The sequence below is a fragment of the uncultured Traorella sp. genome, from assembly GCF_944327115.1.
Taxonomy (GTDB): Bacteria; Bacillota_I; Bacilli_A; order Erysipelotrichales; family Erysipelotrichaceae; genus Traorella.
Map to the genome: position 1 here is coordinate 1 of NZ_CALVGS010000014.1, position 22,170 is coordinate 22,170.

At 32.4% G+C, this 22,170-nt stretch carries 21 protein-coding genes; 19 read left to right on the plus strand and 2 right to left on the minus strand.

Annotated elements, in window-relative coordinates:
* Window positions 1–135 precede the first annotated feature (135 nt).
* The 16 genes from Q0K35_RS01065 to Q0K35_RS01140 all read left to right on the plus strand — a co-directional run bounded on the left by Q0K35_RS01065 (window position 136) and on the right by Q0K35_RS01140 (window position 18,860).
* Entirely contained in the window at window positions 136–1,386 is a 1,251-nt protein-coding gene (locus tag Q0K35_RS01065; protein ID WP_294560809.1) for a nucleotide sugar dehydrogenase, read from the plus strand.
* Window positions 1,387–1,677: 291 nt separating this feature from the next.
* Entirely contained in the window at window positions 1,678–2,133 is a 456-nt protein-coding gene (locus tag Q0K35_RS01070) for a serine acetyltransferase (protein ID WP_294560810.1), read from the plus strand.
* A gap of 149 nt (window positions 2,134–2,282) precedes the next feature.
* Window positions 2,283–3,101 (plus strand): DUF4422 domain-containing protein, encoded by an 819-nt coding sequence (locus Q0K35_RS01075; protein ID WP_294560812.1) that lies wholly within the window; start codon window positions 2,283–2,285, stop codon window positions 3,099–3,101.
* The gene (gene glf / locus Q0K35_RS01080; RefSeq protein WP_294560813.1) at window positions 3,101–4,192 is read left to right on the plus strand and encodes a UDP-galactopyranose mutase; all 1,092 of its coding nucleotides are present in this window, start codon (window positions 3,101–3,103) and stop codon (window positions 4,190–4,192) included. Before Q0K35_RS01075 ends, glf begins: the two co-directional genes overlap by 1 nt.
* On the plus strand, window positions 4,189–5,247 hold the full coding sequence (locus tag Q0K35_RS01085) for a glycosyltransferase (RefSeq protein ID WP_294560815.1): 1,059 nt from the start codon (window positions 4,189–4,191) through the stop codon (window positions 5,245–5,247). Before glf ends, Q0K35_RS01085 begins: the two co-directional genes overlap by 4 nt.
* Window positions 5,248–5,319: 72 nt before the next feature.
* Window positions 5,320–6,450: a glycoside hydrolase family 99-like domain-containing protein gene (locus tag Q0K35_RS01090; RefSeq protein WP_294560817.1), complete on the plus strand. Its 1,131-nt coding sequence runs from the start codon at window positions 5,320–5,322 to the stop codon at window positions 6,448–6,450.
* Between the two features lie 29 nt (window positions 6,451–6,479).
* A complete protein-coding gene (locus tag Q0K35_RS01095) occupies window positions 6,480–7,673 on the plus strand; it encodes a glycosyltransferase family 4 protein (RefSeq protein ID WP_294560819.1) in 1,194 nt (397 codons plus the stop codon).
* 1 nt (window position 7,674) lies between these two features.
* Window positions 7,675–8,829, plus strand: coding sequence for a glycosyltransferase family 2 protein (locus tag Q0K35_RS01100; protein WP_294560820.1), 1,155 nt, complete (start codon window positions 7,675–7,677; stop codon window positions 8,827–8,829).
* The gene (locus Q0K35_RS01105) at window positions 8,810–10,021 is read left to right on the plus strand and encodes an O-antigen ligase family protein (protein ID WP_294560822.1); all 1,212 of its coding nucleotides are present in this window, start codon (window positions 8,810–8,812) and stop codon (window positions 10,019–10,021) included. The genes Q0K35_RS01100 and Q0K35_RS01105 overlap by 20 nt, the downstream gene beginning before the upstream one ends.
* Before the next feature lie 119 nt (window positions 10,022–10,140).
* A complete protein-coding gene (locus tag Q0K35_RS01110; RefSeq protein ID WP_294560823.1) occupies window positions 10,141–11,412 on the plus strand; it encodes a hypothetical protein in 1,272 nt (423 codons plus the stop codon).
* Window positions 11,405–12,811: an oligosaccharide flippase family protein gene (locus tag Q0K35_RS01115; protein ID WP_294560825.1), complete on the plus strand. Its 1,407-nt coding sequence runs from the start codon at window positions 11,405–11,407 to the stop codon at window positions 12,809–12,811. Before Q0K35_RS01110 ends, Q0K35_RS01115 begins: the two co-directional genes overlap by 8 nt.
* A 161-nt stretch (window positions 12,812–12,972) precedes the next feature.
* Window positions 12,973–13,464: a DUF1919 domain-containing protein gene (locus Q0K35_RS01120; protein WP_294560827.1), complete on the plus strand. Its 492-nt coding sequence runs from the start codon at window positions 12,973–12,975 to the stop codon at window positions 13,462–13,464.
* Between the two features lie 157 nt (window positions 13,465–13,621).
* Window positions 13,622–14,899 (plus strand): IS1380 family transposase, encoded by a 1,278-nt coding sequence (locus Q0K35_RS01125; RefSeq protein WP_294560829.1) that lies wholly within the window; start codon window positions 13,622–13,624, stop codon window positions 14,897–14,899.
* A 622-nt stretch (window positions 14,900–15,521) separates the two neighbouring features.
* A complete protein-coding gene (locus tag Q0K35_RS01130) occupies window positions 15,522–16,205 on the plus strand; it encodes an alpha/beta hydrolase (protein ID WP_294560831.1) in 684 nt (227 codons plus the stop codon).
* The gene (murF, locus tag Q0K35_RS01135; protein WP_294560836.1) at window positions 16,202–17,728 is read left to right on the plus strand and encodes a UDP-N-acetylmuramoyl-tripeptide--D-alanyl-D-alanine ligase; all 1,527 of its coding nucleotides are present in this window, start codon (window positions 16,202–16,204) and stop codon (window positions 17,726–17,728) included. Before Q0K35_RS01130 ends, murF begins: the two co-directional genes overlap by 4 nt.
* Before the next feature lie 19 nt (window positions 17,729–17,747).
* On the plus strand, window positions 17,748–18,860 hold the full coding sequence (locus tag Q0K35_RS01140; protein WP_294560837.1) for a hypothetical protein: 1,113 nt from the start codon (window positions 17,748–17,750) through the stop codon (window positions 18,858–18,860).
* Between the two features lie 21 nt (window positions 18,861–18,881).
* Here Q0K35_RS01140 and Q0K35_RS01145 read toward each other — a convergent pair whose 3' ends face one another.
* Window positions 18,882–19,265 (minus strand): HD domain-containing protein, encoded by a 384-nt coding sequence (locus Q0K35_RS01145; RefSeq protein ID WP_294560838.1) that lies wholly within the window; start codon window positions 19,263–19,265, stop codon window positions 18,882–18,884.
* 69 nt (window positions 19,266–19,334) lie between these two features.
* On the opposite strand from Q0K35_RS01145, the gene deoD reads away from it, so the two are divergent.
* Complete coding sequence (gene deoD, locus Q0K35_RS01150) at window positions 19,335–20,042, plus strand: purine-nucleoside phosphorylase (RefSeq protein ID WP_294560839.1); 708 nt, start codon at window positions 19,335–19,337, stop codon at window positions 20,040–20,042.
* Here deoD and Q0K35_RS01155 read toward each other — a convergent pair.
* Window positions 20,039–20,665, minus strand: coding sequence for a Crp/Fnr family transcriptional regulator (locus tag Q0K35_RS01155; protein WP_294560840.1), 627 nt, complete (start codon window positions 20,663–20,665; stop codon window positions 20,039–20,041). The two genes, deoD and Q0K35_RS01155, sit on opposite strands and share 4 nt — an antisense overlap.
* Before the next feature lie 74 nt (window positions 20,666–20,739).
* Between Q0K35_RS01155 and Q0K35_RS01160 the strand changes: the two genes are divergently transcribed.
* Together Q0K35_RS01160 and Q0K35_RS01165 are read left to right on the plus strand one after the other, a co-directional pair.
* On the plus strand, window positions 20,740–21,420 hold the full coding sequence (locus Q0K35_RS01160; protein WP_294560841.1) for a 4Fe-4S binding protein: 681 nt from the start codon (window positions 20,740–20,742) through the stop codon (window positions 21,418–21,420).
* A 104-nt stretch (window positions 21,421–21,524) separates the two neighbouring features.
* Window positions 21,525–22,170: DNA alkylation repair protein (locus tag Q0K35_RS01165; protein WP_294560842.1), on the plus strand; the 646-nt coding region annotated here is incomplete at its 3' end.

Genomic DNA, 22,170 nt, shown 5'->3' on the forward strand with positions numbered 1-22,170 from the left:
CCACATTCACATTATTCAATTTTACAGATTAACAAAACCGTAATCAACCACGGTTAAAAAGGTTGATAGAAAGGAAAATGTATACTATAAATGATCATTAAATGAGTCATTTATAATATACCAGGAAATACAATTATGAGAAAGTTTAATGATTTAAAAATCGCGGTTGCTGGTACAGGATATGTAGGACTTTCGATTGCTACATTACTGTCAGTACACCATAAAGTAATGGCTGTGGATATTGTTCCTGAAAAAGTTGAACTGATTAATAACAGAAAATCACCGATTCAGGATGATTATATTGAGAAGTATCTTGCAGAAAAGGAGTTAGATCTGACAGCGACCTTGGATGCAAAAGAAGCTTATTCAGATGCCGATTTTGTAATTATTGCTGCACCAACGAACTATGATTCAAAAAAGAACTTCTTTGATACCAGTGCAGTTGAAAATGTAATCGATTTAGTTATGGAGTATGCTCCAAATGTAATTATGGTTATCAAATCTACGATTCCGGTTGGATACACAAAGAGTATCAGAGAAAAGACGGGAAGCAAGAATATTATTTTCAGCCCCGAATTTTTGCGCGAATCAAAAGCGTTATATGACAATTTATATCCAAGTCGTATCATTGTTGGCACTGATTTGGAAGATGAGTATCTGGTTGAAGCAGCTCATACTTTCGCAAAACTTCTTCAGGAAGGTGCTATCAAAGAAAATGTTGATACGTTGTTTATGGGATTCACTGAAGCGGAAGCAGTGAAATTGTTCGCTAACACTTATCTGGCACTTCGTGTTGCATACTTCAATGAGCTCGATACTTATGCAGAAAGCAAAGGATTAAATACGAAGCAGATTATTGATGGTGTATGTTTGGATCCGAGAATAGGTTCTCATTACAATAATCCAAGCTTTGGATACGGTGGTTATTGCCTGCCAAAAGACACAAAACAATTATTAGCAAACTATGCAGATGTTCCTGAAAATCTGATTGAAGCAATCGTAGAAAGCAACAGAACGAGAAAGGATTTCATTGCTGATAGAGTGTTAGAGATTGCTGGAGCTTATGAAAATTCTGAAGCATATTCAGCAGACCGTGAACACGAAGTTGTAATTGGTGTTTATCGATTAACAATGAAAAGCAATAGTGATAACTTCCGTCAAAGCAGTATTCAGGGTGTCATGAAACGAGTTAAGGCAAAAGGGGCAACAGTTATCATTTATGAGCCAACATTGAAAGATGGAGAAACTTTCTTTGGAAGTAAGGTTGTAAATGATTTGGATGAGTTTAAAAGGGAAAGTCAGGCAATTATTGCGAATCGCTATGACAGTTGTCTGGATGATGTGAAAGAGAAAGTATACACAAGAGATATTTTCCAAAGAGATTAAGGATTAAAGCGTGAGGAGATAATATGAAAAAAACTAAATTGTTTTAGAACAAACCTAGTGTGTAGCTGGAAGTTGAAGGGAGTATATAGAAAACAGTTGGTTCTAAAGAATATTGTTTAGATGGTATAAAGTTAAACCTTGGTAAAAAGGATTAGAGATAGATGAAATTAAAAAATATAATCAAATTTCGATTATTTAAATCTCTAAAGGATTTAATGAAGTCTTATAAAAGTTGTATGCTGAATATTTTTTATAGAAATTATAGGTCAATATTAAGATTGAGGTGAAAATATGAAAAATCCATTTTCTTTTTCTTCGATATATAGGTTTTCCAGGAAAAACCGAGGAGGTGTATTTCTATTAAGAGTCATATTTGGATGTGATATACCCAAAGAGGCAAAGATTTCCGATACAGTTGAATTTCAACATAGAGCTTTAGGGGTGGTAGTACATCGTGATTCAGTAATAGGTGAGAATTGTTTTATTCAACATCACGTTACCATTGGAGTCAACAAAGGGAATACTGGAGCCCCTAAAATTGGTAGAAATGTATTTATTGGTCCTTATGCAATGTTACTTGGGGATATAACTATTGGTGATAATGCAGTAATAGGTGCAGGGTCAATTGTAATGAAGGATATTGAGCCAAATGCTATATATACAGGAAATTCTATATTGGTAAAACGAGGATATCGACAGCTAGAGAACACCGAACAAGCCACTAGCGAAAAGAAAAGTGTACGATAAACTTTTCAGAAAGCTTAATGATGATAAGAAAAAGGTGTTTTATTCTCTTACTTACTAATCTAATAAAATGTTATACAAAAAGGTGACATTTTTTTAAGATTGAGTAATAAAGTGGATCCTTTTTTGTAATTAAACAAGGAGGTTTTATTTTGGAAAATGAAATAAAGATTGTTGTTGCAACACATAAAGAATATGAAATGCCTACTGATGAAATGTATATTCCTTTACATGTTGGTGCTGCAGGAAAGAAAAATAAAGATGGTAACCCGTTAGATTTTGGATATGTGCGAGATGATACTGGAGATAATATTTCAGAAAAAAATTATCGTTTTGGAACGCAGACTGGTTTATATTGGATATGGAAAAATATAGATGCTAATTATAAGGGATTAGTACATTACCGACGTCATTTTATGGGATCACATCCTGATAAGAATAATATGATAGGATCTGCTATTACTTATAAAGAAATAAAACCTTTGCTAAAACGATATAAAGTATTTACGCCACGAAAAAGACATTATTATATTGAATCACTATCCTCGCATTATGCTCATACTCATGATGAAAATCATTTCAGTATTGTAAGAGAGATAGTTCAGCATGACTGTCCGGAGTATCTTCATGCATTTGATTCTGTCATGAAAAGAACCTGGGGATATATGTTTAATATGATGATTTTAAGGTCTGATTTAATGGATGATTATTGTACATGGCTTTTTAATATATTATTCCAAGTTGCTGACAGAATAGATGTAAGCCAATTATCGGATTTTGATAGTAGGTTTTGTGGGCGAATTAGCGAAATTTTGTTTGATGTATGGCTTGAGAAGAAGATTGAAGAGGGAACGGTAAAGAAGAATGAAATTAAAGAACTACCATATATGGAACAGGTAAATTGGGCCTTTAAAATTAAATCTTTTTTATTAGCTAAATTTTTGAAACAGAAGTATGGAAGGAGTTCATAATGAAATATAAATATGTTATTGTAGGTGCAGGCTTAGCGGGAATTACTATAGCTGAACGTATAGCGACACAATTGCATGAACAGGTATTGATTATTGAAAAAAGGGATCATATCGCTGGAAATATTTATGATGAGTATAATGAAGACGGAATTTTGGTCCAGATGTATGGGCCACATACCTTCCATACAAACGATAAAGAAGTATTTGATTTTGTGTGCCAATATTGTGATTGGCACGAATATCAGCATCGAGTGCTTTCATATGTGAATGGTAACTTTGTTCCGATGCCTATCTCGCTGGAAACAATTAACCAACTCTATAATATGAATCTTTCTGAGGATGAGATGGATGCCTTCATTGAGAGTAGAAAAGTAAAAATTGAAGAAATCAAAACAAGCGAAGATGTAGTATTAAGCCAAGGAGGACACGATATTTATGAGAAATTCTTTAAATACTTCACTATTAAGCAGTGGGGTGTAGATCCTTCTCAGCTTGATAAGTCTGTAATTAGTCGTATTCCATTTCGGAAGAACCGTGATACAAGATATTTTACAGATAAATATCAGGGTAATCCCAAAGGTGGATTTACAGAAATGTGTCGTAAAATGCTGAATCATCCTGAAATTCATGTTCTTCTTAATACAGATTATAAGGATGTAATTGATGGAATCGATTATGATACAATGGTTTATACTGGTCCGATTGATTATTATTTTGATTACAAATTTGGAAGACTAAAGTATCGTAGTATTAAGTTTATTTTTGAAACACATAACTGTGAATCATATCAACCAGTGGCAAGCACACGTTGGCCGATGGATTATGACTATACAAGAATTACGGAGTTCAAGAAAATGACTGGGCAGAAGAATGAAAAGACTACAATCTTGAAAGAAATTCCTTGTGATGGTGATGAACCATTTTATACATTTCCCACTGTCGAGTGGAAAGAATTGGCTGAGAAATATAGGTCTGAAGCTTCCAAAGAAAAAAATGTTATATTTCTTGGACGTTTGGCAGAATACAAGTATTACGATATGGATGATGTGATTAGACGAGCATTGGACGTGTTTGAGGAGATTAGAAAGTGAGCAACAAAAAAAAAATAGGTTTGGTCGGATATTTAGGCTATTCTGTAAAAAATCCTATAATTGGTGGCCAAATGAGTAAAACTAGGGGTATTTATCAAGAACTTAGAAGAAAGTATGGAGACAAAGATTTAATAGTAATTGATACATCAAACTGGAAAAATGAGAAATTGTCACTTATTTTCGGTATGGCAAAGATGGGGTTAAAATGTGACCCCATTATAATCATGCCAAATAAAAATGGAATAAAGATTATCTTGCCTTTTTTTAGTGTATTAAAAAAAGTATTTAATTATTCTTTGGCTTATCCAATTGTTGGAGGGTGGTTAACTAATCTGCTAGAATTACATAAATATTTAATCAAAGCAATAAAAAATGTTGATTATATCCTGCCAGAAACTAAACAGTTAAGGAACGAGCTTAGTGCTTATTTTGAAATAAAGATGGATGTGATGTCTATATTTTCTACCAGAAAACCAGTTAGCGAAAATCAAGTAAAAACTGAATGGTATGGAATAAAGACTTTTTGCACATTCTCTAGAGTCACTCCAGAAAAAGGAATTGATGAGGCAATAGAGGCCATTAATGTTATCAATCGTGATGGTAAGATATGTCATTTAGATATATGGGGACCGATAGATCCTGATTATAAGGAACATTACGAAAAGTTATTCAGAGAGCAAAAAGATCAGATCACGTACAAGGGAATTTTATCAGAAGATAAAGGTCTCGAAGTATTTTCAGATTACTACATGATGCTGTTTCCGACGTATTATCCAGGTGAAGGTTTTCCGACGTCCATATGTGAGAGCTTTATGGCTGGTTTACCAGTCATTGCTTCTGATTGGAGATTTAATAAAGAATTAGTTATAGATGGAAAAACAGGTTTCTTATTTCCGGTACATGACATTAACAAACTTTCTAAAAAAATACTTGAATGTATTAATAATACAGAAGTAGTTAATAGAATGAAATATGAAGCATTGAATTATAGTAAAAAATTCAAACCAGATGTAGTTACAGCGGATTTATTTAATTGGATTGATTCTGTAAGATAATCTTTATGATTTAGAGACTTTCGAATTTTTATGCTAGATTATGATTTTTCACAAATAAAAAGAGGTGTTTAAATGAAGATAATAGCATTTTACCTTCCACAATTTCATGATATTCCAGAGAATGATGAGTGGTGGGGAAAAGGATTTACTGAGTGGGTAAATGTAAAAAAAGCAAAACCAATTTATGAAGGACATGAGCAACCTAGGGTCCCTTTAAATAATAATTATTATAATTTATTAGATGACAAAGTTAAAATTTGGCAGGCAAAATTAGCAAAGAAATATGGTATATATGGTTTTTGCTATTATCACTACTGGTTTAATGGAAAACTTTTATTAGAAAAACCTATGGAGCAGATGCTTGCTAATAAAGATGTAGATATTCCTTTTTGTATTTGTTGGGCTAATGAGCCATGGACACGCGCATGGGTAGGAGAGAAAAAGGTATTAATTACACAGGAATATGGTAAAGAAGGAGAGTGGATAGAGCATTTCAACTATTTATTGCCATTTTTAAAGGATAATCGGTATATAAAAAATGATAATAAACCGCTTATATTAATTTATCGGCCCGAGATTATTGGATGCTTGAATGAAATGCTGAGTTGTTGGAATAGACTAGCAAAGGATAATGGATTTAATGGCATTGATTTTGCTTATCAGAATATTGATTTTGATCTTGAAAAAAATAAAGACGATCATATGTTCCAATACAATATAGAGTTTCAGCCACATTATGCTTTTTACGATATGAATGTCAATAGACACAAAATTCTTCGAGGAATAAAACGAAAATTATCGCAATTTTTAGAGAGAAGATTTGGCTTTAATCTAAAATTTGTAGGTGATGGTAAACTAGTAAATAATTTTGTAGATTATGATGATGCTTGGCAGGCTATTTTAAATAGAAAACCAAATTCATCCAAAAATATTCCAGGTGCTTTTGTTGGATGGGATAATACTCCACGTCATGGAAAAAATGGTCGGATTTATGTAGGAGATACTCCTGAAAAGTTTGAAAAATACTTAACAACGCAAATTAAAAGAGCTAAAGAAGTTTATCATAAAGATATGATTTTTATGTATGCTTGGAATGAATGGGCTGAGGGTGGATATCTTGAGCCTGATGAAAGATTTGGATATAAAAATTTAGAAGCTATTAAGAATGCTTTGGAAGCAAATGGAGAGTTTCCAAAGTATTGAAAAAGCTTATCAGAATGTAGGTGTTAAAAATGTTTCAAAACATAAAATGGCATATAAGTGGTTTAATAAAATCCATAATTACTCTACAAAGAACCATATGTCTGAAAACGGATTCCAAAAGTGTATTAGTTGTTTCTCATGCATTAAATGAAAGTGGGGCTTCTTTGGTATTAATGGAAGCAGTAGAGCTTCTTCAGAAGAAGGGATTTAAAGTAGTTTTAGTATCGCCTGATGTTGGTAGTTTAGAGAATGCTTATAGAGATATGGGTGTGACAGTATTCTGCTCTGTATATTTTAGAAAAATTATAAGGAAAAAATTAGGTTTAAAAAAATGGTGCATGGTTTTTGTAAATACATTAATTATGTATGATTGGGTAGAGGAAGTTAATAATTCTCCTATATTATGGTGGATTCATGAAGGACGTACTTATATAAAAAAATATGTTAAGAATATTTCGATATCTAATAAAAAAAATTTGTATACTTATTGTGTAAGTGATTGGTCTCGAAAATGTTTAGCAAACGCGGGTTTTCCATTGCAAATTGGGTTACTTTATTATGCCACCAAAGATAATGCAAGCAAAATATTAGATAATACAGACAACCTAATCTATTTTCTTGGTAAAAAAAATGATAGTGTAGAAGAGGTAAATAAGAAAAAAATTCACTTTATTTTAATAGGTTCTATTTGCAAGCGGAAAAGAAACAATGATTTTATTGATGCTATCCAAATGCTATCAAGAGAAGTTCTAGATAATTCAGAATTCACAATTATAGGGAAAAAATTATCTGGTGATGACGAATATTACATACAATTTCTAGATAAATTAAAGTCATCGGTAAAATCAATCAATTATATACCAACAGTTCCTCACAATAAAATAAATGAAATTTATAAAAAGGTTAACGTTGTGGTTGCAACTTCAGATGATGATCCACTTCCTGTTGTTGTGACGGAAGGGTTATTGAATAGTAGATGTGTTCTTTTAAGTTCAAATTGCGGACAATATGATTTAATTTGCGATGGAAAAAATGGGTATACTTTCCAAGCTATGGATATTAAAGAGTTGAAAGATAAAATTGAAAAGGTTTATAAGGATAGGGATAGAATAGAAGAAATAGGAAAAGCAGGTCGTAAAATATATGATTGTTACTTCACTATTGATAGGTTTAATAATCTACTTGGTGAAGAAATAGATAAAATTATAGGTAGGAGTGTGTGATATGTCAATTTATAGTAAGGGAAGAAAACTACTATACTTGGTAAAGAAGAATAATATGATAAATAAAGTTATGAGTCTTGCAAAGGAAAAAGCTGATATCAACGACATATCCATAGATACGCAGAAGAGATTCTATGATAATTTTATAAAGGCCTTTGATATGTATGCAACGGATGAAAAAAAATTTGATATGATGAAAAAAATTGTTCAAGCATTTTATAAAAATAAAATTATAAAAATTTCTGATAATTTTGTTCCAGCTGATATAGATAAGAAACGAGATGTTATTCTTGTCACTACAATCAAGAATGACTTTGATAGAATTCGCTTGTTTCTTGACTACTATCGAAAAATAGGTATTAAATTTTTTCTAATTTTGGACAATGGTTCTACTGATGGGACTAAAGAATATCTAAAAAAACAGCTAGATGTAAACTTATTTTATTGTGAAGAAGAATATGAAACATATAAGAAAGAAGGTTGGGTTAACCGACTTGTAGCTAGTGTTGGCTTTGGATACTGGTATCTTATCGTGGACTCTGATGAATTATTCGATTATATTGGAAGAGAAAGAAATAATATTTCTCAGCTTATCAAGAATATGGAAGCTAGTGGATATCGAAGAGGAAAAGGGCTACTTATAGATATGTATTCAGATGCACCGTTATTTTCTAGTGAATGTGATTACTCGAAAATACCAGAGGTATTTAGTTATTTTGATTCAGAGTCTTACAGATATGTAGCTGCTAATTCATTTGTAAGTCATTGGGAAGGAGGTCCACGAGAACGTATTTTAGGAGCTGAACATATTTGGGTATCAAAGTCGCCTCTTTTATTTTTTGATGAACAATCATTAATAATAAATGCGCATTATCATTTTCCTTTAATCGAATATGAAAGAGCACCATATATAGCAATGATAAGACATTATAAATATTTAAAATCCGATTATGAGCCTTTTAAGGAACGTATCAAAAAAGGCAATTTTGCAGATAAAAGTGATTTCTATCGTAAAGCGATTGATTTATATAATAATAACGAAAATATTTACTTTTATTATGAAGACTCAAAAAAATTTACGGGATCTCAAAGTATACGATACTTTGATACTATAATAGATTTATTTGGAGATAGTGATGAAAACATCAACATTTAAAATAAAAAAATATCCGATTGATTTTTGGGTGGCATCGTTGTATGTTTTTATGATTCCTTCTAAACCCTTATTTACAATTAATCTATTTTACGTGATTGGGTTTCTTTGCTTTATTTTGTATTTGATTAGAGCAAAAGGTAAGTTCGAGAAGCCACATTTATTTGAAATAACATATGTGTTGTTTTTAATACTGTGTTTTTTTGAGTCTTTATATTCACCTTCTCCATATGCATTAGATCTTTGCATTAGAATCTTGATTTATATAAGTGGTGTTTTTTCAGCATTTAGATTAATAAGTAAATATAAAAAAGGAGATAGCTTTTTTTTCTATTTATCCAATATTTTTATCAATGGAACATTGCTTATTTGTCTATTTTGTATTTTGATAGAAGGAATTGGTGATGTAAGGTTAGGAGAGTATGTTTTCGAGGGTGTATATGGAACTTATATCGAGTTGAGTATATGCATAATGATATCATGCATTTTATTGATTGCTCAACTTTTTTATAAAACAAATGTAAGGCGATTTAATTATTTAAAATTTGCATTATTGCTTATATTTTGCGGTTTGTCTCAAACAAGAAAAGTATTTGTTGCAATATTATTAATGATTCTCTTGCTCGGTTATTGGAAAAGTAGGGGTAAAATATTATTGAGATTAAAATATATTATAGCTGGAGGACTACTTTTAGCTATAGGTTTATACTTTTTGAGCAGGCTAGAAGCATTTAATCAGTTAATTGTCAGGTTCAATGGCATGTTACTTTATTTAGCTGGAGAAAATACTTATGATAATTCATCCATTGTACGATCGAATATGATTCTAATAGCACTCTCAAATTTTTATAAGAATCCAATCTTAGGATGTGGAACCGATGGTGCAAGAATTTATATAAATGAATTTTTAGGAGTTAATGCATATAGTCATTGTAATTTTGCAGAACTGCTATGTAATAATGGACTAGTTGGATTCATTTTATTTTATGTATTTCACGTTATGACTTTAGTCTATGCATATAGAAAACGAAAACGATTCGATTTTTTCTGTGGTATCTTAATATGTTCGGTAATAGTATTATTTGCGATGGATTATGGTCAAGTATCATATTATAATATAGAGTACATTTTCTTTTATACTTTAATTTCATATATTATGGCTTATTTTAAATCTAATAGAGATGTATATAGCTAATGTTATTAAATAAATTGCTTCTGTAGAAATCTCTATTATTTATTGCATAAAAAATGTAAAAAGTACACATTGTTATTACACATTATTATAGAATTTTGGCAATGAGAAAGGGGGATAAAATGAAAGAGATTATTAAAAGTATAATTCCAAGAGAAAAACGAAAGAATATCAAAGCTTATATTAAATATTCGAAAAGTCATACAACACTTATATTAAAAAATCAAATTTTTAAAGTTCTTTCAGATAGAGTATATGATGTTAAGTGTATTTCAAAACGAAACAGGCATGTTTTTTGTGGCTATTATGATTTGTCACCTAACTCGCTACAAGATATCAACAGAATTTTATTGCATTTATTGCCTTTAAACGCTGAAGCTGGAGTTTCTAGTATTGAGTTAGCAACTTATGATATAGCTAAAAATAAGTATAATGTTTTTTATAAAACAAAAGCATGGTGTTGGCAGCAAGGCTCAAGATTACGATGGGGGAAAAAAGAAGATGTCGTTTATTTTAATGATACTGATGGTAAAGGAGATTATTGCTGTAGAAAATTTAATTTAACTGAAAATAAAATAGAAAAAACAATTAATTATCCTTTATATGATATTTCAAAAAGCGAAGAGTATGGAGTTAGCATAAATTTCGAGCGCCTTCAAAAACTAAGACCTGGCTATGGGTATACTTGCTATAAGAAATTTGATAATAATTTTGCACCAAAAGATGATGGATTATTCTATGTGGACTTAATTTCAGGTGAGAGAAAACTGTTAATTTCTCTATATGAGTTATCTTTAATGATTGATGGAGCAGATAGTGGTTATAACTATTTAAATCATATTTCCATCTCTCCAGACGGTAATTATATAATGTTTTTTCATGTATGGACTACTTCAAAACGTCCTGGCTGGAAAGCTACTTTGTGTATTTATGATCTAGTCAATAATATGCTAATAAGATTAGAGGATGTTGACCAAGTATCACATTATACATGGAAAGATAACACTACACTTTTGATAACTGGAATTGATGCAAAATCTCAAAAAGGATTTTATCGTGTTTATGATATTTTACACAAGAAGAAAGAAGAAATACGTTCGGAAGCATTGCAACGTGATGGCCATCCAACGTATAGTCGTATTTTTCCAGGCTTTTATACAGATACGTATCCCAATGAATCATTTATTCAATGTTTTTATTTTTTTGATTCTTTAAAACAAAAAAAAGAGTCCTTAGTTGAATTGTATTCTGATCCACGATTGTTTGAGGAAAAAAGATGTGATTTACATCCTCATTATTTTAATTCTATTGAAGCTATTACGCTTGATACTACTTTTAAAAGGAAGCGTAGAGAAATTGTTGTTGTCTATATGAAGGAGAAAGCATATGAGTAAAAGAGAATCATCTCTTATGAAAAATACTGCAATATTAAGTTTTGGCACCTTATGCACTAAAGGGATCATGTTTTTCATTACGCCTTTAATTGCTAGATGGTTATCATCTTCGGATTTTGGAACCTATGATCTTATTTTATCTTATATTTCATTATTAGTACCTATTGTTACATTGTCTTCTGGAGAGGCTATTTTTAGATATCTTTTAGATGAGGAGGATGATTTATCAAAAAAAACCATCTTTTCCTCTACTTTTTTTATAGACTTTATTGGTATAATAATAACCTTAATTGCTTGTTTTATTTTATACATCATATTTCCTGATAACGTTGTGGTTATTAGTTCTGTAGGACTATATTTAATAACAGAAATATTATTTAATTTATGTATGATGTCACTTCGAGGATTTAAACAGTTAAATACATATACTCTTAGCAATATTGTTTTTGTTATTGCTATGTCAGTTTCTGTAATCATTTTTGTTTATATTCTGCAGTACGGATTGGCTGGTATTTTTTTATCTTACGCATGTGGCGATATCATATCAATTATTTTAATGGCTTTAAAGGCAAAGCTATTTAGTTACTTTGCTATTAAATCTATTAGTAAGACTTGTGTGAAGAGTCTGTTAAGGTATTCTTTGCCTATGATTCCAAATTCTGTATCATGGTGGATAGTTGGTGTATCAGATAGATCAATTATATCTTTCTTTTTAGGGACGTCAGCAAATGCTGTTTATGCTGTATCTAATAAAGTGCCTAATCTTGCACAAACGCTATTTAATGTTTTCCATTATTCATGGCAACAAAATGCGACTGAATCAATGAATGATGATGATAGAGATTTATATTATAGCAAAATAATGAATAATATGGTGCATATAGTTGTTTCAATTTGTTTAGTTATGATAGGCATTAATTATTGGTTTTTTGATTTCTTGTTTTCTGAAGAATATTTTAACGGATATTATCAGGTACCAATTCTAGTGACTGCTATTATTTTTTCAATGTTGTCTCAATTTATTGGTGGTATTTATGTTGCTAGAAAAGAATCAGATAAAAATGGAAAGACAACAGTTATAGCAGCTGTTACTAACATTGTTGTTCATATCGCACTTGTACATCAAATTGGTTTATATGCCGCCTCGATATCTACAGCGGTTGCTTATATTACATTATTTATTATTAGGTTTATAGATATACGACAACATTATAAATTAAAATTTAATAAAGACACTTTGGTATATAGCTTAGTTTATCTATATTTTTTTATTACAAGTTATTTAAACAATATCTTCTTTCACGTTTTTAACTTAATTTTTGGTTGTGTAATATTTTTATATGTCAATAAAGTAATTATTCATAAAGTTTTATCGAAAACAATTAGTATCATAAAATAATGATTTGAATCTTATTTTCAGTCATTTATATTCGCCATATTTTATCCGACTATTGAGATACTAAGTATTCAATAATTATTCAAATATTGGTTGTTCTAATAATATTAGAAATATTGAGAGTATTAATTGATAAGTTCTTATTTTTATAGGAGTAATTCGTAATGATAATTAGTAAATTATATAACAAAATAAGATGTATTTGGATTCAAAAAAATTATCATAATGGAGATATTACAATTTTGGCTCCGAATTGTGTTGGAGGAGTATTATATCATTGGCTTGGATTAAAGTTTAATTCACCAACCATAAATTTATGGATGTATCCAAAAGATTTCTATAAATTCGTAATAAATTTAGATTATTATCTTTCTCAGGATATCATTGAATTGGCAAGTAACAGAGATTATCCTGTAGGAAGGATTGGAAATGGTTCCAGTGAAATTACTTTATATTTTCAGCATTATAAATCATTTGAACAGGCAAAAAGTAAATGGTATGAAAGAAGAAAACGTATTATAAAGGATAAGATTTACGTTATAGCAACCGACCGTGATGGAATTACAGCAGATGATATTAGACTATTATCTACTGCTAATGTTCATAAGATAGTTGTTTTTACTGCAAAAGAAGAATACCTTAATTATTCATCATAATATAACACAATCATGAAATATCCTTATTTCATGGCTGTTTTCTGGTTTTATTTATTCTTTTTCTATTCACCCATTGGGTGAATAGTTTTTTTCTTTATATACAATAAAAGCTCCTGTATAATATAGGTATTCAATCCATAATACAAGGAGCACCTATATGATACTATCTAAAAACATTTTTGACAACATAAATTTTAACGGTGGGAATATTTCCTGCGATGGCGGCAGTATTTTACTTCTATCATTTTTAAAGAAATATAATCTTCTATCTTCTTTAAATTCAATTCCTTTTAGCGATACCAGAAGAATGCCTAAATATTCTAATTCTGATATTACTAGTCAAATTATTTTGCGTAATCTATTAGGCTATTTCAATCAGGCAGATCAATTAGCGCTCATTGATGATCCGCTTTTATCTCAATGCTTCGATGCCTGTTCACAGCCTACTTTATCCAGATTCTTTGATCGAGTTGATATTAAAACAAATATGGCGATTAAAGAATATATTCAAAAACTTGGCTGCGAATATGTCAATAAACATGCTGGTAACATCATTCTTGATGTCGATTCGACAAAAACAGAAACTCATGGCCATCAGGAAGCATCTGCATATATTTTCCATTATGGAGTGAATGGATATCATCCAATGATGATCAATGAATACAATACTAAATTATTACTAAGTTCTAATTTCAGAACAGGATCAGCATATTCATCGAATGGCTTTATCAATGAATTAAAGGAAGTACTGGCACATCTTGATAGAAAAGATAAACCTATTTCGATGAGAGGTGATAGTGCATTCTATAACGCTGAATTCATGGATTATATGCATCATGAAGGTATTCAGTACTATATTAGAGCCAAAAACTATGAAAAGATTCAAAACATGATCATTGATCAGTTAGAAGACAAAGGAATTAACTATTTAAATTATACGAATAACTGCCCCTATTATGGAGAAATAGAATATTCGCTTCAAAACTTATCAACACCATGTAGATATATCTATAAGATATTTCCGGCAGAAGATAAACAGCTCACAATGTTTCCAGTCATCTACTGCATTATTACAAATGATATGAATAGGTCATGTAAAGAAATCTGTGATTTTTATGAAGAAAGAGGAAACTCAGAGAATTTCACAAAAGAATTGAAAGACGACTTTAATGGGAGTAATGTGGGGCATCATGACTTTGAAAAAAACTGTTTTCAATTTATGATATCATCATTGTGTTATAACATCTATCATCTTTTCAGACTTACTATACTGGAAGGCAAAGACCTTCAAATGCGAATGAATTCATTTAGATGCAAGTATCAGAAAATAGCGGTAAAAGTAGTACGGCATGCAAGAAAGATAAGTTTATCCTTCAGTAGTGCCTATAGATATAAAACAGAATTTTTAAGATACTATCAAAAATTACAGATTTGACAATTTGATTTTAAATATAAATGAGTGTAGTGTACAAACTACACGTTTTTAGCTGCATTCATTTACAGTTTGATGGTGGATAACTTTTTTTGACCTGTAAAATAGACATGATTTATATGTTTTTCATTACAAATTTGCTTCCGTGAATAATTAGGGGAATATTTAAATTTACCAAATACCTTACTTTTATCAAAATATAAAGGACAAGAACAGATTGGAAATTTTATGGTAGAGAATAGATCCCCACTTTTAAAAAGGTATGCTTTTGAAAAAGATTTCAATGTTATTCGATTTTTTAATGATTAATCTATTAGTTTCTTTCGGATAACTCATTCAGCTATCAAAAATAGGTGGATAATCTGCTGATGCTATTTAATTATACATTTGCAGTATAAATTTGTCGAATCAAACAAATTCTTTGAATGAAAAGAAAATAGTTTTAGTTGATATAAAATTGCTTTAATTATCCAAAAATCATAATAACTGAAAGAGCTCAGGTATATGATGCAGTTAATTTATTTGTGGAAGCAGATAGCTGAATATGAAAATTAAGTATTGATAAAAAAGAGAAGTTCAGAAATGAATTTCTCTTTTTTTCATATTATGGTAGTGGAGGGATCTATTGAATATCAATTCACTTATTACGGGCCATCAACAGCCCCTTGTATTTCTTCATGGATGGGGAGCTTCTATGCAGCTGATGAATCCGCATGCAGCTTTACTGTCACATGATTATAAATGTATTAATTTAGATTTATTTGGTTTTGGGAAAAGTGATGAAATTGAGGATTATCATCAATTTGAAGATTATGTCGATGCATTGCATACGTTTCTTATATCGAAGGATGTTTATGATCCGATCTTTATCGCACATTCTTTTGGTGCCAGAGTAGCGATCGCTTATGCATCCAAGTATCCTGTTAAAGCGATGGTTCTGACAGGGGCAGCAGGCATCCGTGCCCCCTTATCGCTAAAAAGAAAACTTCGTATTTTTCTTCATCATAAGGGATTTCATATGAAAGGCAGTTATGATTATGAAAAGGCTTCTGTCTTTTTAAGGAAAGTTTTGGTGGATGCGGTGAATCAGGATCTGAGTGAGGTCATGAAGGAAATCATGGTGCCTGTTTTGCTTATATGGGGTGAATACGATAAGGAAACACCTTTATGGATGGGAAAGAGGATGCATGAGCTGATGTCGCAGAGTACTCTTATCGTATTTAAGGGTGGCGATCATTTTGCTTATTATCAGGAGTATGCGCGTTTTTGTTTCATCGTGAAGCAGTTTTTGGAGGGACTTGATCAATGATAGCGGTTCTTATTTATTGGAATTTGTTAAGTATTGATGATATCTGTTTTTTTCAAAAGATTCATTATCAAAAGGATCGTTATTTAGATACGATGGATCTGACAATCAAGGATCTGATAGGGATGATTCTATTGTCGGGTATCGTTATCTTGCTTGAAGCGTATGATATTGCCATATTGTATTATTTGGTGATCTTGATGATGTTGCCTGCAGCCATTAAAAATACGAAGGTATATCAGGAAAAGTTAAAGATTACGAAAAGGATCATGCGTTTATTTGCGTTGATCATTATTTTGGATATCACCTTTTTTTGTTTATCTTTGGTGCTTTGGGAGATATTGAATCAGTTGTTGATGCTGTTTATGATGATCTTTCATCATTTTGTCTTTTATCTGTATATTTGGATCACAGATCCGATTGAAACTTCAATTCGAAAAAGTTATGTATTGAAGGCAAAGAAAAAATGTGACCGGTTTGAGGGAATTAAGATTGGTATTACGGGCAGTTATGGGAAAACTAGTATCAAGAATCTTGTTTATGATGTGTTGTCGATGAAATATTTATGTTTAAAGACAAGGGCTTCTTATAATAATGAGATGGGTATTACGAAGACGATATTGGAAGAAATGAGTGATCAAGAGGTTTTTATTTGTGAAATGGGTGCAGATCATATGCATGAAATTGAGGATCTATGTACTTTTGTAGAGCCTGTGATCGGTATCGTATCAGCTGTAGGGCCTCAGCATCTTTCTACTTTTAAATCGATCGAGAATATCCTTCATGAAAAGATGAAGCTGCTGGAGTCTTTGCCGGAGCAGGGAATGGGCTTTTTTAATTTTGATAACTTTTATCTTCATGAGCAGGAAATGAATCTGGTATGTGAAGTGACCCGTGTGGGACTTCATAGTGCTGCCCAGCTTAAGGCCATCCATCTTGTCTGTGATCATTTAGGGAGTCAGTTTGATGTGATGTTAGGGGATCATCTTGTTCATTTTTCCACAATACTTTTAGGTGAACACAATATTTTGAATTGTTTGTTTGCGATTGGTGTAGGGTATTATTTGAAAGTGGATCCTGTTTTGATTCAGATGGCGATCGCTTGTGCCAAGCCGATTGAACATCGTATGGAACTAAAACCTTTTTATAAAGGGATGTGTATTGATAATGCTTATAATTCAAATCCTGAAAGTGCCCGTATTTCACTTGAGGTGCTTAAAATGATGCCGGGAAGGCATTTGCTTGTGACGCCGGGCTTTATTGATCTGGGCGAGCTTCATGGCTATTACAGCCAGGTATTTGGCACACAGATGGCATTTTGTGAGAAAATCGTGCTTGTTGGTGAATGCAGTGATATCGTTACCGGTTTAAAGGAAGCCGGCTATGATATGGAAAATGTGGCTTATTGTGCAACGATGAAGGATGCTTTGATCTTGATGAGGACGATGATCGAGGAAGGGGATACGATGCTCATTGAGAATGATATACCTGAAGTTTTGATGAACGCTTCAGAAAAAAAGGCATAGGTTATTGTAGGAGGTTTCTATGAAGATTGCACTTGTTTATGGCGGAAGCTCGACAGAACATGAAATTTCGATTCTTTCTGCTTTACAGATGGTCAAATATTTTAAAGAAGATGAGGTTATTTTAGTTTATACAAGTAAGGAAAATCGTTTTTATATCGGAGAATGTCTGTATGATTTCGATTTCTATGCCGATGTAAATCTGCGTTTATGTAAGGAAGTAACCTTTGAGAAGAAACATCAGGATGTTTATTTAAAGGTAAAAAAGGCTTGGAACAAAAAGATTGGCATTGATATGGCATTTCCTTTGATGCATGGGGTGAGTGGTGAAGACGGAAGCATTCAAGGATTATTCGAACTTTTAGATCTTCCGTATGCGCAAAGCTCATTAGCTGCATGTGCTGTTTTTATGGATAAAGATCTCATGCGAAGAATGTTTCAGGTATTTCACGTACCTCATAATGAGGGAGTTGTGATCCATAAAGATACGATCTTAAATAATTTAGGTCTTTTAAAAGAGATTCCGCTAGTGAAGCCGTGGATCGTGAAACCGGCAAAAGGCGGCAGCTCGATCGGTATTAATTGTGTCTATGATGATGAGAGAATGGACCGCTTGATCTGTGAATCCTTTGCTTTTGATCATAAGCTGATCGTTGAGAAAAAACTGGAGAATGTAAGGGAATTTAATATTGCGGTCATTGGTAATGAACATGAACAGATTCTTTCAAACATTGAAGAAATTCATATCGATCATGATTACTATTCTTATAGTGATAAATATGGCGGTTCACTTGTGAAACAAAAACCGGCAACACGTAGTTGCCCTGCCGAAATAGAAGAAGCACTTGTTCAAGAGATTCAAAAGCTTGCGAGAAAAAGCTTTATTGATTTTGAATGCAGTGGGGTCGTTCGCTTTGATTTTCTATATAGCGATCATTTGATGATGAATGAGATCAATATCATTCCGGGTTCTTATTCGATCTATCTGTTTAAAGGAATCATCACTCCTGAGGAAATGATCGAGATCATGAAAAAGTGTGCGAAAGAAAAGCATGTAAAGAAAATGAAAGAAATCAGGGAAATTGATTCTTTCGTATTTAAAGGAAAATGGGACTTTGATCTCTTAAAAAAATGACAGCTTTTGCTGTCATACATATCAAAAGAAATCTTCTAAGTGATGAGCTTTCATATCCGCTTGTTTCAAAAGCTCAGCTTCATAAAAATCAACCTGATCCTTATTGCTGTGTAAAGCGATCACCTCATAGATCAGATCTAATTCTTCTGCGCTGAAACAATCATACTTTTCCAAAAACTCTTTCGCAAACTTCGCACTCGTCAAGGCATGTTTCCCTCTAAATCCTAAATAGGTGCCGATATCATGGAGCAGGGCAGCAATATAAAGACATTCATCATTACTGAGTTTTTCCATTTCATGATAAACATGTAAATGATGATTGCGGCATAATTGTCGATTCATGTCATTTTCAATCGTATCATAAAGCTTGAAAATATCTTCTTTGATTCTTTCTAATCTTTTCATGCTTCAAGTATATCATTTTTTATAAAAAAAAGGTATAATGAAGATGGTATTTAAGGAGGAGGACAAACAATGTCAACACCACACAATAGCGCAAAACCAGGTGAAATTGCGAAAACAGTTCTGATGCCCGGAGATCCGCTGAGGGCTAAATTTATTGCGGAAAACTTTTTAGAAAATCCTGTGCAGTTTAACTCTGTACGCAATATGTTTGGTTATACGGGTACTTATAAGGGTCATAAAGTATCTGTTATGGGCAGTGGTATGGGTATGCCAAGCATCGGTATTTATTCTTATGAATTATATAAATTCTATGATGTTGAGAATATTATCCGTATCGGTACAGCAGGTGCTTATTCACCAAAATTAGATTTATTTGACACCGTTCTGGCAAAAGACTGCTGGAGCGAAACGACGTATGCCAAGGTGCAGAACGGCGATGAATCCGATATTCAGACACCAAGTCTGCAGTTGAATCAGAAGATCATCGATGCCGCAAAGAAACTGGATATTCCTTTGGTTTTAGGAAGAATTCATTCAAGCGATGTTTTCTATCATGAAGATGACAGTACGGATGATTTCTATAAAAACCATGGCTGTGATGTCGTGGAAATGGAAAGCTTTGCGCTTTTCCACAATGCGAAGGTATTAGGCAAGCATGCAGCCTGTCTGATCACGGTCAGCGATTCTTTTGTGACTCATAAGGAAACAACAGCTGAAGAAAGACAGACAAGCTTTACGAGCATGATGAAGATCGCACTCGAAGCAGCCATCAGCTAATATAAGATAAAATGATTCTTGTGAAAATCAAGAATCTTTTTCTTTTTCAGCTTTGTCAGGACAAAGGAAAGCGCACTGCGATCCATACCTAAATAATCGGCCATCTGTTGACGTGTAAAAGGAATCGTAAAAGAAGAAGATTGATTTTTTAATTGACAGTCATGAAGAAAAGAAAGGATCTTTTCTTCGGCTTTTCTTTTGGATAAGTGATTGACTCTTTGCGACAAAAACAAATTTTTCTGAGCCATGATATTTGTAAGATGGATCAAGAAGCTTTTATCGATCTGATTTGAAAAGAGATGGCGGATCGGGATCCATAAGATCTTACACTCACTTTGGGTGATGACACTGACATGAAGAGGCTCATGGGCAAGGGCAAAGGTTTCCATAAAGAGTTCATTTTCATTGATTTCACTTAAAAGGATCTGGTTGCCGTTGTGATCGGTGCGGATAAGATGCAGCTTTCCTTTTAATACGACACCGAATTTATCGGTATGATCAAGAGGATGGGCAAGGATATGATTTTTTGAATAGGATCTTTCATAGGCATGAAGATCATGAAGAAGGGTTGTGATCTGTTGGGCAGACAGATCTTTAAATAACAGGCATTCATTTAAATTCATAAAAACTCCCTTTCGTTGTAATTACAACATATTTTCATCATCATATCATATAAAATGATCATGGAGGTAATGATATGCTAAGAAAGATTATCAAGATTGATGAAGAAAAGTGTGACGGCTGCGGTATATGTGTAGAAGCCTGTCACGAGGGAGCTATTGATTTAGTTGATGGGAAAGCAAGACTGATGCGTGAAGACTATTGTGATGGTCTGGGTGATTGCTTACCTGCCTGTCCACAGAATGCGATCAGCTTTGAAATGCGTGAAGCTCCGGCATATAATGAAGCAGCAGTATTAGCATCAAAACAATGCTCCTGTCCGGGATCACAGCCAAAAGCCATTCATCGTGGACCGGTTCATAAAGCACCATCTGTCAACCATGAAGAAATCATAGGAGAATTAAGAAACTGGCCGGTTCAGATCAAACTGGCACCGATCAATGCTCCTTATTTCAAAGATGCCCGCCTTTTAGTAGCGGCTGATTGTTCAGCTTATGCCTATGGCAATTTTCATCAGAAGTTCATGAGAAATCATATCACGCTCATCGGTTGTCCAAAATTAGATGATGTTGATTATTCAAAAAAGTTAACGGCCATCATTCAAAATAATGATATCAAAAGCGTAACAGTGGTACGTATGGAAGTGCCATGCTGCGGTGGGATTGAACATGCAGTGATCGAAGCATTAAAAAACAGCGGCAAGATGATTCCATGGCAGGTCGTAACGATATCGACAGATGGAGAAATTATAGAATAAGGGTTAGGATCCATTCCTGGCCTTTTTTATTGTTTCATATTTCGAATAAAAAAGACAAGGTGACAGGGTCATGGTATAATAAGGAAAAGTTATAGAGGTGTGTCATGAATAAATATGGTGAGATAAAACAAAGATTTGAATCAATGGAAGATAAAGAAAATGCAAGTTCGATGTCTAAATATATGAGAAATCTATTTATCTTCTATGGATTACCTACGCCAAAACGAAAAGCTCTATATAAAGATATTATCAAAGAAGAAAAGAAACAGAAAAAAATAGACTGGGAGTTTCTTGATCAATGTTATGAAGATGAACATAGAGAATTTCAGTATGTTGTCTGTGACTATTTAATTGCGATGAATGATTTTTTGACGTATGAGGATATTCCGAAAATCAAAAAATATGCGCAAACCAAACAATGGTGGGATACGATTGACTGTTTGGATCGCGTGATCGGGGAAATCGGATTAAGAGATCAGAGAGTGGATACTTTGATGATAGAATGGTCTAAAGATGATGATTTTTGGATAAGAAGAATTGCGATCGATCATCAGTTATGTAGAAAAGAAAAGACGCACACAGAGTTATTAGAAAAGATCCTAGTGAATAATTTTGGCAGTGACGAATTTTTTATCAACAAAGCTATTGGCTGGGCTTTAAGAGATTATTCTAAAACAAATCCTGATTGGGTAAGAGCATTTATTGATAAATATAAGGATCAAATGGATAAATTAAGTATTAAAGAAGCAA

Coding starts and splice junctions, on each gene's coding strand:
- murF (WP_294560836.1), top strand. CDS start 16,202: ATGATAGCGGTTCTTATTTATTGGAATTTGTTAAGTATTGATGATATC.
- Q0K35_RS01125 (WP_294560829.1), top strand. CDS start 13,622: ATGATACTATCTAAAAACATTTTTGACAACATAAATTTTAACGGTGGG.
- Q0K35_RS01090 (WP_294560817.1), top strand. CDS start 5,320: ATGAAGATAATAGCATTTTACCTTCCACAATTTCATGATATTCCAGAG.
- Q0K35_RS01160 (WP_294560841.1), top strand. CDS start 20,740: ATGCTAAGAAAGATTATCAAGATTGATGAAGAAAAGTGTGACGGCTGC.
- Q0K35_RS01115 (WP_294560825.1), top strand. CDS start 11,405: ATGAGTAAAAGAGAATCATCTCTTATGAAAAATACTGCAATATTAAGT.
- Q0K35_RS01155 (WP_294560840.1), bottom strand. CDS start 20,665: ATGAATTTAAATGAATGCCTGTTATTTAAAGATCTGTCTGCCCAACAG.
- Q0K35_RS01120 (WP_294560827.1), top strand. CDS start 12,973: ATGATAATTAGTAAATTATATAACAAAATAAGATGTATTTGGATTCAA.
- Q0K35_RS01145 (WP_294560838.1), bottom strand. CDS start 19,265: ATGAAAAGATTAGAAAGAATCAAAGAAGATATTTTCAAGCTTTATGAT.
- glf (WP_294560813.1), top strand. CDS start 3,101: ATGAAATATAAATATGTTATTGTAGGTGCAGGCTTAGCGGGAATTACT.
- Q0K35_RS01100 (WP_294560820.1), top strand. CDS start 7,675: ATGTCAATTTATAGTAAGGGAAGAAAACTACTATACTTGGTAAAGAAG.
- Q0K35_RS01095 (WP_294560819.1), top strand. CDS start 6,480: ATGTTTCAAAACATAAAATGGCATATAAGTGGTTTAATAAAATCCATA.
- Q0K35_RS01140 (WP_294560837.1), top strand. CDS start 17,748: ATGAAGATTGCACTTGTTTATGGCGGAAGCTCGACAGAACATGAAATT.
- Q0K35_RS01070 (WP_294560810.1), top strand. CDS start 1,678: ATGAAAAATCCATTTTCTTTTTCTTCGATATATAGGTTTTCCAGGAAA.
- deoD (WP_294560839.1), top strand. CDS start 19,335: ATGTCAACACCACACAATAGCGCAAAACCAGGTGAAATTGCGAAAACA.
- Q0K35_RS01110 (WP_294560823.1), top strand. CDS start 10,141: ATGAAAGAGATTATTAAAAGTATAATTCCAAGAGAAAAACGAAAGAAT.
- Q0K35_RS01105 (WP_294560822.1), top strand. CDS start 8,810: ATGAAAACATCAACATTTAAAATAAAAAAATATCCGATTGATTTTTGG.
- Q0K35_RS01065 (WP_294560809.1), top strand. CDS start 136: ATGAGAAAGTTTAATGATTTAAAAATCGCGGTTGCTGGTACAGGATAT.